Genomic DNA, 14,824 nt, shown 5'->3' on the forward strand with positions numbered 1-14,824 from the left:
GGCTTGTCCGACACCCGGGCAGGGCGCACACTGGCTTGGCAAAAACTGCCAATGGAGAGTCTCATGGCCACCATGAACATTTCGCTGACCGACCCGCTCAAGCAGTTCGTGGACGAGGAAGTGCGTGAAGGCGGCTACTCCAGTACGTCGGACTACGTGCGTGACCTGATCCGCCAGCGCCAGCGCAGCAAGGCGGAAGAGCTGCTCAAGCAGTTGATAGCCGAGGGGCTGGCTTCTGGGCCTGGCGTCCCGGTGACGGCCGACACATTCGAGCGCATGCGTCGCGAACTGACCGAAAGGATGGAGCGTGAAGGCGATTGAATGGCGGCCCAAGGCCGAAGCCGACGCAGCCGATGCCGCGCTGTGGTTCGCACGGCAGGGTGGGCTGGTACTGGGTCGGCGCTTTCTCGCCGAGTTGGAAGCCACGCTTCAACGCATCGCGGTGTTTCCTGGCTCGGGTTCCACCCGGCACGCCGACCTCGCAGCACAGCTGCCGGTGCCGTTGCGCTTCATGCTGGTTCCGGGCTTCGAACGCTACCTCGTTTATTACCTCGATCGACCGGACCGTGTGGACATCATGCGTGTGTGGTGCGTTGATCGTGGTCTTGACGCGCTGACGCAAGACATTTCCTGAAATTCAAACGCGTGGATTCGACGATGACCTTCCTCCCGCAACTCCGTATCCCCGCCACCTACATGCGCGGTGGCACCAGCAAGGGCGTGTTCTTCCGCCTGCAGGACCTGCCCGAGGCCGCGCAGGTGCCGGGCGCCGCACGCGATGCGCTGCTGATGCGCGTGATCGGCTCGCCCGATCCGTATGGCAAGCAGACCGACGGCATGGGCGGTGCAACGTCCAGCACCAGCAAGTGCGTGATCATCTCCGCCGCTTCGGTGCCCGACCACGACGTCGACTACCTGTACGGCCAGGTCTCGATCGACACCGCCTTCGTCGACTGGAGCGGCAACTGCGGCAACCTCAGCACGGCAGTGGGGCCGTTCGCGATCGCCAACGGGCTGATCGATCCGGCCCGCGTGCCGCGTGATGGCCTGTGCACCGTGCGCATCTGGCAGGCCAACATCGGCAAGACCATCATCGCCCACGTGCCGATGCGCGACGGCGAAGTACAGGAGATCGGCGATTTCGAGCTGGATGGCGTGACCTTCCCGGCCGCTGAGATCCAGCTGGAATTCATCGATCCGTCCGATGACGGCGATGCGGGTGCCATGTTCCCGACCGGCAACCTGGTCGACACCCTGGACGTGCCGGGCGTGGGTCGTTTCGAGGTGACCATGATCACCGCCGGCATCCCGACCATCTTCCTCAATGCTGCCGACCTGGGCTACACCGGCACCGAGCTGCAGCCTGCCATCAACGAAGACAAGGCGGCGCTGCAGAAATTCGAGGCCATTCGTGCTTACGGCGCGCTGCGCATGGGCCTGATCCCGAAACTGGAAGACGCCGCGACCCGCCAGCACACGCCGAAGGTGGCCTTCGTGGCGCCGGCACAGGACTACGTGTCGTCCAGTGGCAAGGCCATCCCGGCCTCGGCCATCGACCTGCACGCGCGGGCGCTGTCGATGGGCAAGCTGCACCACGCGATGATGGGCACTGCCGCGGTTGCAATCGGGACCGCAGCGGCGATCCCGGGCACGCTGGTCAATCGCGCGGCCGGTGGTGGCGAGCGCGAAGCGGTGACCTTCGGCCATCCCTCCGGCACGTTGCGCGTGGGTGCGGAGGCCGGTCTAGTTGACGGCCAGTGGACAGTGACCAAGGCCATCATGAGCCGCAGCGCCCGCGTGCTGATGGAGGGCAAGGTGCGGGTGCCGGCCGAGTGATGCTCGGGTAACCGCCAACCGGGGTTGGCATGGTGCACGGGCAACCGTGCACTCCCACGAGGAGGGCCACGATGTCCGACAGCCACACCCGATCCAACGAGCGTGCAGCGTGGGATGCGCTGCTGGTCGACATCGTCGATTACGTACGCGACGCGCGCATCGACTCGCCGCTGGCGTTCCAGACCGCGCACCACTGCCTGCTCGACACGCTCGGCTGCGGCCTGGAAGCACTGTCCTTCCCGGCCTGCAGCAAGCTGCTCGGCCCCCTGGTGCCGGGCATCAGCGTGGTCAACGGTGCGCGCGTGCCGGGTACGCATTACGTGCTGGACCCCGTGCAGGCGGCTTTCAACCTTGGCGCGATGGTGCGCTGGCTGGATTTCAACGACACCTGGCTGGCCGCGGAATGGGGTCACCCCTCGGACAACCTGGGCGGCATCCTCGCCGTCTGCGACTGGCTGGGGCGCAACGCGCAGGCCCTGCGCCGCCCGGTGCCCACGGTGCACGACGTACTGTTGGCGATGATCAAGGCGCACGAGATCCAGGGCGTGCTGGCCCTGCAGAACTCCTTCAACCGCGTCGGGCTGGACCATGTGGTGCTGGTCAAGGTCGCCACCACCGCGGTGGTCGCGCAGTTGCTTGGGCTCGACCGCGAACACATGCTCAATGCACTGTCGCTGGCCTGGGTGGATGGCCAGGCGCTGCGCACCTACCGGCATGCGCCCAACACCGGCTCGCGCAAGAGCTGGGCGGCCGGCGATGCGACCAGCCGTGGCGTGCGCCTGGCGCTGATGGCGGCCAGCGGCGAGATGGGTTACCCCAGCGTGCTGAGTGCGCCGACCTGGGGCTTTGAAGCGGTATCGATGCACGGCAGGGCCCTGACGCTGGGGCGACCGCTGGGCAGCTATGTGATGGAGAACGTGCTGTTCAAGATCAGCTTCCCGGCCGAGTTCCACGGCCAGACGGCGGTGGAGGCGGCGATCACGCTGCACCAGCAGCTGCGCGCGATGGGGCGACGGGTCGAGGACATCGCGCATATCGCCATCCGGACCCAGGAAGCCTGCATCCGCATCATCGACAAGCAGGGACCGCTGCATAATCCGGCCGACCGCGACCACTGCGTGCAGTACATGGTCGCCATCGCACTGCTGCACGGGCGGCTTGTGGCCGAGGACTACGAGGATGACGTCGCGGCCGACCCGCGCATCGACGCGCTGCGCGCGAAGATGGCCTGCCATGAGGACCCGCAGCTCAGCGCCGATTACCTGGACCCGGGCAAGCGCAGCATCGCCAACGGCCTGACAGTGCGCTTCATCGATGGCACCGCATTGCCGGAGGTGCTGGTGGAATACCCGCTCGGCCACGCGCGTCGCCGCCAGGAGGGAATCCCGCTGCTGATGGACAAGTTCCGCCGCCACCTGGCCCATCGCTTCCCGACCGCCCAGCAACAGCGCATCCTGTCCGCATCGCTGGACCCGGTGGCCCTGGCGGCAATGCCGGTGCCCGACTACGTGGACCTGTACCTGCCGGGGTAGGGCGATCGGTAGTGCCGGCCGCTGGCCGGCAATTCCATCCAACCTGCCATGCCGGCCAGCGCCGGCACTGCCCGCACTGGGGCGATTGCCGAATTCGCGTCAACACCTTGACGTGGCCTGCCTATAATGGCCGCCTCGATCAAGGAGTGACGACATGAGCGGTCCGGCACGGCGGAAGCGGTGGGGATGGGCGGCGGCCGTACTGGCAGGAGGCCTGTTGCTGGGCCTGGCCGGCTGTCGCAATGACAGCGGGCAGCTGCCCAAGGCCAGTGGCGAGGCCATCACCACCAAGGCCGAGCAGGTGAAGGAGTTCACCCTGCTGCGCGCCTACCCGGACCAGAAGAATGACGGCCTGTCGCTGGCGCTGGAGTTCTCGCGCCCCCTGGTCGGCACCCAGGATTTCGACACGCTGGTGCGCTTCGAGGAGAAGGTCGGCACCGACGACAGCAGCTGGACCCTGTCCGATGACGGCCTGACCTTGCGCTACCCGTTCGTCGAGGCCGGCAAGGAGTTCAGCCTGGTGGTGTCGCCGGACCTGCTGGCCGCCGACGGCAGCCGGCTGGGCAAGGAACTGAAGCAGAAGGTGTTCAGCGGCGAGCTGAAGCCGGTGGTCGGCTTCGCCTCGCAGGGCAGCGTACTGCCGGCCAAGGACAGCCGTGGCCTGCCGGTGGTTTCGGTGAACGTGCCGGAGGTCGACGTCGAGTTCCTGCGCGTGCGCGAGAAGGACCTGCCGACCTTCTTCAGCCAGTACCAGCGCGGCGGTCGCCGCGGCAGCTGGGAGCTGAGCAGCGACTACGAGCGCAGCCCGATCAACAAGCTGGCCGAGCCGGTCTACGTCAACCGCTTCATCCTGGGCGGCAAGAAGAACGAGCGGGTGCTGACCTACCTGCCGACCCAGGACATCAAGGAACTGCAGGAGCCGGGCCTGTACTTCGCCCTGCTCAAGCGCACCGGTGACTACGAAGGCGAGTTCGATACCGCGTTCTTCTCGGTCAGCGACATCGGCCTGCATACCCGTGCCTACAAGGACAAGCTGTTCGTGCACACCGCCGGCCTGAAGGACGGCGCGCCGCTGAAGGGCATCGACCTGCGCGTGCTCGACGCCAAGGGCGAGGTGGTGCTGAAGGGCAGCACCGACGGCAATGGCAATGCGCTGCTGAACTACACCCTGGATGCCACCCACGTGCTGGTCGCCAGCAGCGGCAAGGACACCAGCTTCCTGCCGTTCAACCAGCCGGCGCTGGACCTGAGCGAATTCGCCGTGGCCGGTCGTGACAACGCCTGGTTCGACGTCTACGCCTGGTCCGGCCGCGACCTGTACCGCCCGGGCGAGACTGTGCGCCTGTCCGCGCTGCTGCGCGACAACGACGGCAAGCCGGTCAAGGCGCAGCCGGTGTTCCTGCGCCTGAAGCAGCCCGACGGCAAGACCTTCCGCGAGACCCGCCTGCAGCCGGGCGAGCAGGGCTACATCAGTTTCGAGCAGGTCATCCCGGCCGAGGCGCCGACCGGGCGCTGGCAGGTCGAGTTCCGCACCGACCCGGCCAGCAAGGAAGCGATCCAGGGCATGACCCTGCGCATCGAGGAGTTCCTGCCCGAGCGCATGAAGCTGGACCTGGACAGCGCGCAGAAGACGCTGAAGCCGGGCGAGGACCTGCGCCTGCAGGCCAACGGCGCCTATCTGTACGGGGCGCCGGCCGACGGCAACCGCTTTACCGCGCGCATGGCGGTGGCCGCCGAACAGCAGCCGGTGGAGGGCCTGCCGGGCTATTTCTTCGGTGACCCGACCCTGCAGCTGCCGCGCGAGGCCAAGGACGTGATCGATACCACGCTGCCGGCCAACGGCCAGCTGCGTGAGGATGTGGCGCTGCCGGAAGAGGCGGCCAAGGCCAAGGCACCGATCGCCGTGGTGCTGTCCGGCAGCCTGTATGAAACCGGCGGGCGCACGGTCACCCGTACCCTGAAGCGGGTGATGTGGCCGGCCAACGCGCTGGTCGGCGTGCGGCCGCTGTTCAACCCCGACGATGGTGCTGATTCCAACGGCAACGCACGCTTCGAACTGATGCGCGTGGATGCCGCCGGCACATCGCAGCCAGCCAAGGGCCTGAAGATCACCCTGGTGCGGGAACTGCGCGACTACCACTGGACCTTCAACGACAACCGCTGGGATTACGATTTCACCCGCCGTTTCGAGAACAAGGAAACGCGCACCGTCGATGCTGGAAGCAGTGCGGTCGCCTTCGATTTCCCGGTGGAGTGGGGCGAGTACCGGGTGGACGTGTTCGATCCGTCCACCGGCCTGACCAGTCGCTACCCGTTCCGCGCCGGCTGGAGCTGGGGCGATGACAACCGTGGCCTGGACGCGCGCCCGGACAAGATCAAGCTGGGCCTGGACAAGACCGGCTACAAGGCCGGGGACACCCTGGAAGTGACGGTGACCCCGCCGCACGCCGGCAAGGGCATCCTGATGGTCGAGACCGACCGCATGCTGTACGTGCAGGACATCGACGCCAAGCCGGGTTCGACCTTCAAGATCCCGGTCACCGCCGACTGGGAGCGGCACGACGTCTACATCACCGCGCTGGTGTTCCGTGGCGGCAGTGCGCCGAGCAAGATCACCCCGGCCCGTGCCGTGGGCGTGGTGCACGTGCCGATGGACCGCAAGGGCCGCACCGTGGCCGTCGGCCTGGTCGCGCCCAAGCAGATGCGCCCGGAGCAGGACCTGCCGGTGACGGTCAGCGCGCCGCAGCTGGCCGGCAAGATGGCGCACGTCACCGTCTCGGCGGTGGACGTGGGCATCCTCAACATCACCCGCTTCCCGGTGCCCGATGCCGGCGCGCACTTCTTTGCCCAGCGCCGTCTCGGCATCGACGCCTATGACATCTACAGCCGGGTGATCGAGAGCTTCGACGGCGGCAGTGGCAAGCTCAAGTTCGGCGGCGACATGGCCTTGCAGGCGCTGCCGCAGGCCAAGCGCCCGACCGCGCGCGTACAGACCGTGGACCTGTTCTCCGGCCCGGTGCAGCTGGATGCCAAGGGCAATGCCCGCATCCGCCTGAAGGTGCCGGACTTCAACGGCACCCTGCGCGTGTCGGCACTGGTCTACAGCGATGACCAGTACGGCAAGCGCGACGTGGAGACCGTGGTGCGCGCGCCGATCCTGGCCGAGGCCAGCATGCCGCGGGTGCTCGCCCCGGGTGACCGCAGCACCGTGACCCTGGATGTGCAGAACTTCACCGGCAAGCCGGGCCAGTTCAACGTGAAGGTGGATGCCGAAGGTCCGCTGAACCTGGGCGAGGGCAGCCGCAGCGTGCAGTTGAATGCCGATGCCAAGACCACGCTGAGCTTCCCGCTGTCGGCACGCGAGGGCCACAGCGTGGCCAAGGTGCGGGTGCGGGTGGACGGCAACGGCTTCAAGGCCGATCGCCGCTACGACCTGCCGGTGCGTGCGGCCTGGCCGCAGGTGCTGCGTTCGCAGGTGCGTACGCTGGATCCGCTGGCCGCGGTCAGCCTCGACAACAGCCTGACCGATGGCCTGATGGCCGAATCGGTGAATGCGCGCCTGCTGGTCAGCCCGCTGCCACCGATCCCGTTCGCCAGTGCGCTGCAGGGCGCGCTGAACTATCCGTATGGCTGTGCCGAGCAGACCACCAGCAAGGGCTATGCCGCGCTGATCCTGGACCAGGCCACCTCGTCGATGCTCGGCGCCGACGGGCTGGATGCCAAGACCCGCCGCGAGCGCATGGAGGGTGCGTTCGGTCGCCTGGCGTCGATGCAGGTGGCCAATGGCAACTTCTCGATGTGGGGTGACGACGGCTACGTGAACCCGTGGCTGACCCCGTACATCACCGAGTTCCTGCTCGACGCCAAGGATGCCGGTTTCGCGGTGCCCGACAACGTGCTGCAGAAGGCGCTCAACCGGCTTAGCGAGGATCTGCTGTCCGGTGGCAACCAGTTCTATGGCCAGGACGACCGAGAGAAGCTGAAGTTCGCCAACCAGGCGTATTCGGGCTACGTGCTGGCCCGGGTCAACCGTGCGCCGCTGGGTACCCTGCGCACGCTGTACGACAACGAGCGCAGCAAGGCGGTCGGCGGCCTGTCGCTGGTCCACCTGGGCGTGGCGCTGTCGTTGCAGGGTGACGCCAAGCGTGGCCAGGCCGCGCTGGCGGCGGCCTTCGCCAAGTCCAGCAGCGAGCGTCCGTCGTACTTCGGCGACTACGGCAGTGCGATCCGTGATGACGCGCTGATGATTGCGCTGACCCACGAGAACAAGCTGGCCAAGCCGGCCTGGGACGCGCGTGCGGTCGATCTCGGCCGTGGCCTGGATGCGCGCCGCAACGCCGGCTGGATGTGGCTGAGCACGCAGGAACAGGTGGCGATTGCGCGTCTCGGCAAGGCGCTCGCCGCCAACCAGAAGGCGCTGGTGGCCGGTGAGCTGGTGATCGGTGGCAACACCGAAGCCATCGGCGAGCGCAAGCTGTTCGGCCGCAACTTCAGCGCCAGCGAACTGGCCAGCGGCGTGCGCTTCACCCCGCAGGGCCAGCCGCCGATGTTCGCCAGCATCGATGTGGCCGGCATTCCGCGCAGTGCACCGGCGCCGGACAACAGCGTGCTTGGCGTCGAGCGCAGCTACTACGGCATCGATGGCAAGCCGTGGTCGCCGCGGCCGCTGAAGGAAGGCGAAGCGCTGATCGTGCGCGTCACGGTGACTGCCGACACCACGATGCCCGATGCGCTGCTGACCGACCTGCTGCCGGCGGGCCTGGAAATCGAGAACTTCAACCTGGGCGACGCCAAGCAGTGGGCCGACGTGGTGGTCGATGGCATCACCATCAGCGACCGTGGTGAGGCCGCCGACACCAAGCACGAGGAGTTCCGCGATGACCGCTATGTGGCCGCGCTGAAGCTCTCGCGTGGCAGCAAGGCCAACGTGTTCTACCTGGTACGCGCGGTGACGCCGGGAACCTACTCGGTGCCGCCGCCGCTGGTGGAGGACATGTACCGGCCGCAGCTGCGTGGGGTGGGCCGCAGCAACCCGACTACGATCACGGTGGTACAGCCGTGACCGCGCGGACGGGCCGCGACGGCGCGGCCCGTCCTGCTGGCAACCTGCAATGAAGAACACGATGACGACCCGGCTGGCGGCGCTGCGCTGCCGGTTGCGGCCGCTGTGGCCATGGCTGCGCTGGGGCACGGCCGCCACGCTGGCGCTGCTGCTGGTGCTGGATTTCGCCTTCCCACCGCCGCTGCCGAAACAACGCGATACCAGCACCCTGGTGGTGGCTGCCGACGGCACGCCACTGCGTGCGTTCGCCGATGCCGAGGGCGTGTGGCGCTATCCGGCCTCGATCGACAGCGTTTCGCCGCTGTACCTGCAGGCGTTGCTGACCTACGAAGACCGCTGGTTCTGGCGCCATCCGGGCATCAACCCGGTGGCGATCGTGCGTGCCGGCGGCCAGCTGCTGCGTGGGGGCCGCATCGTTTCCGGTGGCTCGACCCTGACCATGCAGGTGGCACGCATCCTCGACCCGCACTCACGCACGCCGTGGGGCAAGCTCAAGCAGATGCTGCGCGCGGTGCAGCTGGAAGTGCACCTGAGCAAGCCGCAGATCCTGGCCCTGTATCTGGAGCGCGCGCCCTACGGCGGCACCATCGAGGGTGTGGAGGCCGCCAGCTGGGCCTATCTGGGCAAGCCGGCGGCGCAGCTGTCACATGCCGAGGCCGCGTTGCTGGCAGTGCTGCCGCAGGCGCCGAGCCGGCTGCGCCCGGACCGCCACCCGGAAGCAGCGCAGAAGGCGCGCGACAAGGTGCTGTCCCGCATGGCCGAACTGGGCGCGTGGACGGCGGAAGACGTGGAAGATGCGCGCATCGAGAACGTGGTCGCACGCTCGCTGCGGCCGCCGCTGCATGCCGCGTTGCTGGCACAGCGCCTGCACTCGGCCCATCCAGGCCGGGCACGCATCCAGAGCAGCATCGACGTCGGGTTGCAGCGCACGCTGGAAGAGCGCGTGGCCAGCTATTTCTCGACGCTGCCCGAGCGTACCTCGGCGGCCCTGCTGGTGGTCGACAACCAGACCCTGCAGGCGCGTGCCTATGTCGGCACGCTGGCGTTCGGTGACCGCCAGCGGCTGGGCCACGTGGACATGGTGCAGGCCTGGCGGTCGCCGGGCTCGACGCTCAAGCCGTTCCTGTATGCCATGGCGCTGGACGATGGCCTGATCCATTCGGAAAGCCTGCTGGTCGACGCGCCGCAGAGTTTCGGCAGCTATCGCCCCGGCAACTTCGACATGGCCTTCAATGGGCCGATCGGCGCGTCCAGCGCGTTGCGGTTGTCACTGAACGTGCCCTCGGTGGACCTGCTGCAGCGGGTCGGCGCCGCGCGCTTCGCCGCACGCCTGTCGCACGCGGGCATCCAGCTGCGCTTCCCGCCCGGCAGTACGCCCAATCTGTCGCTGATCCTGGGCGGAACCGGCGCACGCCTGGAAGACCTGGTCGGCGCGTTCGCCGCGCTCAACCGCAACGGCATTGCCGGCCGCGTGCGTTACACCGACGACGAGCCGATGATCGAGCGGCGCCTGGCCTCGCCGGGTGCCAGCTGGATCGTGCGCGAGATGCTGGAATCGAACCCGCGCCCGGGATACAGCGCGGGGACGTTCGATGTTGGAGGCCGCCCACGCGTGGCCTGGAAGACCGGTACCAGCTATGGCTATCGCGATGCGTGGGCGATCGGCAGCACCCGCCACTACACCGTGGGCGTGTGGGTGGGCCGGCCGGACGGCACACCCTTGCCGGGCCAGTACGGTGCGGTCACCGCGCTACCGCTGATGTTCGAAGTGGTGGACAGCCTGCCGCGCCAGCGGGGTGACTCGGCGGCCGCGCCGATGCCGGCCAGCGTCAGCCAGGAGGATGTCTGCTGGCCCACCGGCGAACGTGCCGAGGGCCTGCCGGCGGCACTCTGCCAGCGGCGGATGTCGGCCTATCTGTTGGAAGGCGCAGCACCGCCGACCTTCCCCGAGCGCGAGGCGCGGCGGTGGCAACCGGGCCGGCAGCGCTACCTGGCCGATGCGCGGACCGGCCTGCGCGTGTCCGCTGACTGCCGTCTTCCGCATGAGGAAGTGGCGCGCGAGATTGCACGCTGGCCGGCACTGCTCTCGCCGTGGTTGTCCAGGGCCACGCGCGAGGCGTCACAGCTGCCGGCGCTGTCACCGGACTGCCGCGACGACGGCCGCGAGGCCAGCGTGGCGCTGCACGTGGACGGGCTCAATGACGGCGCGACGCTGGCGCGCGCGCCGAATGCCGAACACGGGGTGTGCCTGCAGCTGCGCGCGCTGGGCAGCGAGCAGGCCGTGGACTGGTTGCTGGATGGCCGCTGGATCGCGCAGACCCACGGCGCGCAGTTGATGCAGCGCGAGTTCGCCGAGCCGGGCGCACATACCCTGACCGCGCTGGCGGCCGACGGCGCGTGGACGCAGGTCAGGTTCAACGTCCTCCGGTAGGTGCCGGCCCTGGTCGGGGCCGGCCACGCCGTTGTGCAGCCGGGCATGGGCTCGGCTCTACAGGGAGCGCCGCGCCGCTATTCCCCGATCCACCCTTCCAGCAGGTCGGCGAACTCGTCGGCGTGTTCTTCCTCCTGCGCCAGGATCTCTTCAAGGATGCGCTTGGTGGTGGTATCGCGGTCGCCGATGAAGTTGATCATCTCGCGGTAGCTGTCGATGGCGATCCGCTCGGCGACCAGGTTCTCGCGCACCATGTCGCGCAGGTCGCTGCCTTCCTTGTACTCGGCGTGCGAGCGCGCGGTCAGCGTGTCCGGGTTGAAGTCCGGCTCGCCGCCAAGCTGCACGATGCGCTCGGCCAGCTTGCCGGCGTGCGCCTGCTCCTGCTGCGCATGCTCCAGGAACTCGGCCTTGACCGCGTCGGCCAGCATGCCCTTGGCCATGAAATAGTGCCGGTAGTAGCGCAGCACGCACACGTACTCGGTGGCGAGGGCATCGTTGAGCAGCTTGATCACGACCTTGCGGTCGGCGCTGTAGCTGTCGGTGATCGCGCCGTCTTCGATGTTGTGCCGGGCACGCTCGCGCAGGGTCTGGCGGTCACTGATGCCGGGAATCCCGGCGGCGGGCTTGCTGGCTTTGGCTGGCTTGCTGGACATGGCTGGCCGTTTCCTTTTGCAATGGGGGGTCAGGTGGGCAGGTGTTCAAGTACGTATTCGGCGGACGACACCTCGAACTGGCCGGGCTGTTCGATCCAGGCGGCGCGCACCACGCCATCGACCACGTACAGCGCGAAGCGCCGCGAGCGGATGCCCATGCCCGAGGCGCTGGCATCGAGCTCCAGGCCCAATGCGCGGGTCAGCTCGGCATTGCCGTCGGACAGCATCAGCAGGCCGTCGGGCACCTTCTGGTCGGCTGCCCAGGCTTTCATCACGAACGGGTCGTTGACCGCCATGCAGTAGACATCGATGCCGCGCTGGCGGAAGGCCTCGAATTTTTCGACGTAGCCGGGCAGGTGGCGGGCCGAGCAGGTGGGCGTGAACGCGCCGGGCACCGCAAACAGCACGACCTTGCGGGCGTCGAACAGCGAATGCGTATCAAGCGTTTCGATGCCCTCGCGGATGCGCTTGAGGGTCACTTCCGGAATGCGGTCGCCGACATGGATGGTCATGGTGAACTCCTTGCTGGGGGCAGGCTAGTGGGCCGGATGGGACAGGGGCGTCAAGACATTGGAAACCCGGTGTGCAGGCCCCATCTTCAGGCCTCGTGGCGGGGGCTTCCAGCCCTAGCGTGGTGCATCGGCAGGGCAGCGGCATTGCGCAGGATCAGTCGGCCTCACCGGGGCCGCACGAGGGGCGGCGTAGCATCGCCGGCGCGTAGAATGAACCCGGGGCGGCGCCACCGGCGCGGCCGAACCGAATCGAGGTAGCTGGATGGAATTCAAGGATTACTACGCCACCCTGGGGGTGGAACCGAGCGCGGGCGAGGCGGAGATCAAGACCGCCTACCGCCGGCTGGCACGCAAGTACCACCCGGACGTCAGCAAGGAGGCCGGGGCCGAGGACAAGTTCAAGGCGGTCAACGAGGCCTACGAGGCACTGCGCGATCCGGAAAAGCGCGCGGCCTACGACCAGCTGCGCGCACAGGGCTATCGCCCGGGCGAGGAGTTCAACGTGCCGCCGAACTACGGCGGTGCCGGAGGCTTCAATTTCGAGGAAGTGTTCGGTGGCGGTGGCGCCAACGGCGGCTTCAGCGACTTCTTCGAAAGCCTGTTCGCGCGCCAGCGCGGCGGTGCCGGCCCGGGCCCGGGCTTCAGCAGCCAGGGCCACGCGCCCAACCGCGACACCCGCGCAAAGCTGTCGGTGCCGCTGGAAGCGGCCTACAGCGGCGACAGCCTGCGCATCACCGTCAACGGCAAGCAGCTGGACGTGCGCGTGCCCAAGGGCATCCGCCCGGGCCAGGTGATCCGCCTGGCCGGGCAGGGCAACCATGGCGGCAACCTTCTGCTGGAGGTGGAGTACGCCGCGCACCCGCAGTTCGAAGTCGATGGCCGCAACATCCTCTATACGCTGCCGCTCACGCCGTGGCAGGCCGCGCTGGGCACCAGCATCAGCGTGCCGACCCTGGGCGGCGCGGTGGAACTGAAGATCCCGGCCGATTCGGATGCCGGCCGCAAGCTGCGCCTGCGCGGGCGTGGCCTGCCGGGCAACCCGGAGGGCGACCAGATCGTCGAAATCGAGATCGTGGCGCCGGCCGCGACCGACGAGGCGCAGAAGAAGGCCTACCGCAATCTGGCCAAGGCCTTCGGCGAGGCCATTTGAAGGTAGTGCCGGCCGCTGGCCGGCAACTTCATTGCCCTGGACGGTGATGCGTGGTTGCCGGCCAGCGGCCGGCACCACCGCGCGTTCAGCCCTGCCCGGCGAACACGCGCTCCAGCACCTCGGACAGCTCGTCTTCCGAGAACGGCTTGGTGATGTAGGCCTTGGCGCCCTGGCGCATGCCCCACATGCGATCGGTGTCCTGGTCCTTGGTGGTCACCAGGATCACCGGGATATGCCGGGTCGCCTCGTCGCGGGCGAGGGTGCGGGTGGCCTGGAAACCATTGAGGTTGGGCATCACCACGTCCATCAGGACCAGGTCGGGCAGTTCGGCCTTGGCGGTTTCGACCCCTGCGGCGCCATCGGTGGCGGTCAGGATCTGGTGCCCGAGCTTCTCGACGATGCGCTGTATCCCCAACAGCTGCGACGGTGAGTCGTCGACGATCAGAATGCGTGCCATGTTGTTCCCCATGTAATGCCCGCAGTGTAGTGCGGGCACCTTACCGGCGGGAGGGGCGCGATTGCCGTCCGTCGCCTGCCTGCGACGTTCAGTCGATCCGCACCACGGTGCGCCCCAGCGAGCCACCGGACAGCATCCGCTCGAACACCGCCGGCAGGCCATCCAGGCCCACCTCGGCGGTGCAGATGCGGTCCAGGTGCTGCGGTTTCCACTCGTCTCCCAGCCGTGCCCACACGTCCTCGCGCAGGTTGCGCGGTGCATTGGCCGAGGACACGCCCAGCAGCGATACGCCGCGCAGGATGAACGGCATCACCGTCATGTCCAGCGCCGGGCTGGCCGCCAGGCCCGCACTGACCACGCTGCCATAGGGCACCGTCTGCGCCAGCAGGCCGGCCAGCATCGCACCGCCCGCATTGTCCAGGCCCCCGCCGAAGCGCGCCGATTGCAGCGCAGCGGTATCGGCCAGCGTTTCGCGCGGCAGTACCTCGGTGGCGCCGATGCTGCGCAGGAAGTCGGCCTGGTCCGGTTTGCCGCTGACCGCATGCACCGTGTAACCGGCACGGCTGAAGATCGACAGGGCCAGCGCACCGACACCGCCGCTGGCGCCGGTGACCGCCAGCGGACCAAGCGCCGGGGTCTGCCGGTTGTCCTGCATGCGCAGCAGGGCCAGCGCCGCAGTGAATCCAGCGGTGCCCAGTACCATCGCCTCGCGCGCGCTCAGCCCGGCCGGCTGCGCGATCACTGCACGCGACTCCAGCCGCACATACTGGCTGTAGCCGCCGTCGCGGGTCTCGCTGAGGCCGCAGCCGGTGGCCAGCACGGCATCGCCTTCACGCCAGTCCGGATCGGTGCTGGCAACCACCGTGCCGGCCACATCGATACCCCCCACCAGCGGGAAGCGGCGCAGGATCTTCCCTTTGCCGGTGCCGGCCAGGGCATCCTTGTAGTTGACCGAAGACCACTGGGCGCGGATCAGCACCTGCCCGGGATTGAGGTCGTCGATCCCGAGCTGGGCCAGGCCGCTGCGGTAGCCGGCGTCGTCGTTTTCGATGCGGAAGGCGGTGAACGGGGTGGTGGGGGCCATCGGCGTTGCCTGACTTCGAGGAAAACGCCACCTTACCCCGTCGGCCCCCTTTCGATCCTGCCGATCCGCCCCATCTTGTATGATCGGTGATGGTTTCACGGCTGGCG

11 protein-coding genes are annotated in these 14,824 nt (G+C 68.1%); 7 read left to right on the top strand and 4 right to left on the bottom strand.

The window, feature by feature from the left end; all coding sequences use genetic code 11:
- The first annotated feature begins 63 nt into the window (after positions 1 to 63).
- The 6 genes from AC5P9C_RS00075 to pbpC all read left to right on the top strand — a co-directional run bounded on the left by AC5P9C_RS00075 (position 64) and on the right by pbpC (position 10,861).
- Complete coding sequence (locus tag AC5P9C_RS00075; protein WP_019338677.1) at positions 64 to 321, top strand: type II toxin-antitoxin system ParD family antitoxin; 258 nt, start codon at positions 64 to 66, stop codon at positions 319 to 321.
- Entirely contained in the window at positions 308 to 634 is a 327-nt protein-coding gene (locus AC5P9C_RS00080) for a type II toxin-antitoxin system RelE/ParE family toxin (RefSeq protein WP_064239011.1), read from the top strand. Before AC5P9C_RS00075 ends, AC5P9C_RS00080 begins: the two co-directional genes overlap by 14 nt.
- Before the next feature lie 23 nt (positions 635 to 657).
- Positions 658 to 1,836, top strand: coding sequence for a 2-methylaconitate cis-trans isomerase PrpF (prpF, locus tag AC5P9C_RS00085; protein ID WP_262231682.1), 1,179 nt, complete (start codon positions 658 to 660; stop codon positions 1,834 to 1,836).
- 71 nt (positions 1,837 to 1,907) lie between these two features.
- Positions 1,908 to 3,368, top strand: a complete 1,461-nt coding sequence (locus AC5P9C_RS00090; protein ID WP_164687627.1) for a bifunctional 2-methylcitrate dehydratase/aconitate hydratase — start codon at positions 1,908 to 1,910, stop codon at positions 3,366 to 3,368.
- A 154-nt stretch (positions 3,369 to 3,522) separates the two neighbouring features.
- Positions 3,523 to 8,430 carry an alpha-2-macroglobulin family protein gene (locus tag AC5P9C_RS00095; RefSeq protein WP_495205057.1) on the top strand — a complete coding sequence of 1,636 codons (4,908 nt, stop codon included), beginning with the start codon at positions 3,523 to 3,525 and terminating at the stop codon, positions 8,428 to 8,430.
- A 49-nt stretch (positions 8,431 to 8,479) separates the two neighbouring features.
- Positions 8,480 to 10,861: a penicillin-binding protein 1C gene (gene pbpC / locus AC5P9C_RS00100; RefSeq protein ID WP_343541994.1), complete on the top strand. Its 2,382-nt coding sequence runs from the start codon at positions 8,480 to 8,482 to the stop codon at positions 10,859 to 10,861.
- 77 nt (positions 10,862 to 10,938) lie between these two features.
- Here pbpC and AC5P9C_RS00105 read toward each other — a convergent pair whose 3' ends face one another.
- Positions 10,939 to 11,514 carry a ferritin-like domain-containing protein gene (locus AC5P9C_RS00105; RefSeq protein WP_049468795.1) on the bottom strand — a complete coding sequence of 192 codons (576 nt, stop codon included), beginning with the start codon at positions 11,512 to 11,514 and terminating at the stop codon, positions 10,939 to 10,941.
- Positions 11,515 to 11,543: 29 nt separating this feature from the next.
- Positions 11,544 to 12,026: a peroxiredoxin gene (locus AC5P9C_RS00110; RefSeq protein WP_057493466.1), complete on the bottom strand. Its 483-nt coding sequence runs from the start codon at positions 12,024 to 12,026 to the stop codon at positions 11,544 to 11,546.
- Between the two features lie 262 nt (positions 12,027 to 12,288).
- Here AC5P9C_RS00110 and AC5P9C_RS00115 point away from each other — a divergent pair, with 262 nt between their 5' ends.
- Positions 12,289 to 13,176 (top strand): DnaJ C-terminal domain-containing protein, encoded by an 888-nt coding sequence (locus AC5P9C_RS00115; RefSeq protein WP_053461063.1) that lies wholly within the window; start codon positions 12,289 to 12,291, stop codon positions 13,174 to 13,176.
- An 85-nt stretch (positions 13,177 to 13,261) separates the two neighbouring features.
- Here AC5P9C_RS00115 and pilH read toward each other — a convergent pair whose 3' ends face one another.
- A complete protein-coding gene (gene pilH, locus AC5P9C_RS00120; RefSeq protein WP_005410644.1) occupies positions 13,262 to 13,633 on the bottom strand; it encodes a twitching motility response regulator PilH in 372 nt (123 codons plus the stop codon).
- Positions 13,634 to 13,721: 88 nt separating this feature from the next.
- On the bottom strand, positions 13,722 to 14,717 hold the full coding sequence (locus tag AC5P9C_RS00125) for a YhdH/YhfP family quinone oxidoreductase (RefSeq protein WP_343542544.1): 996 nt from the start codon (positions 14,715 to 14,717) through the stop codon (positions 13,722 to 13,724).
- Positions 14,718 to 14,824 lie beyond the last annotated feature (107 nt).

The organism is Stenotrophomonas sp. YJH_SMC_10 (assembly GCF_059371555.1).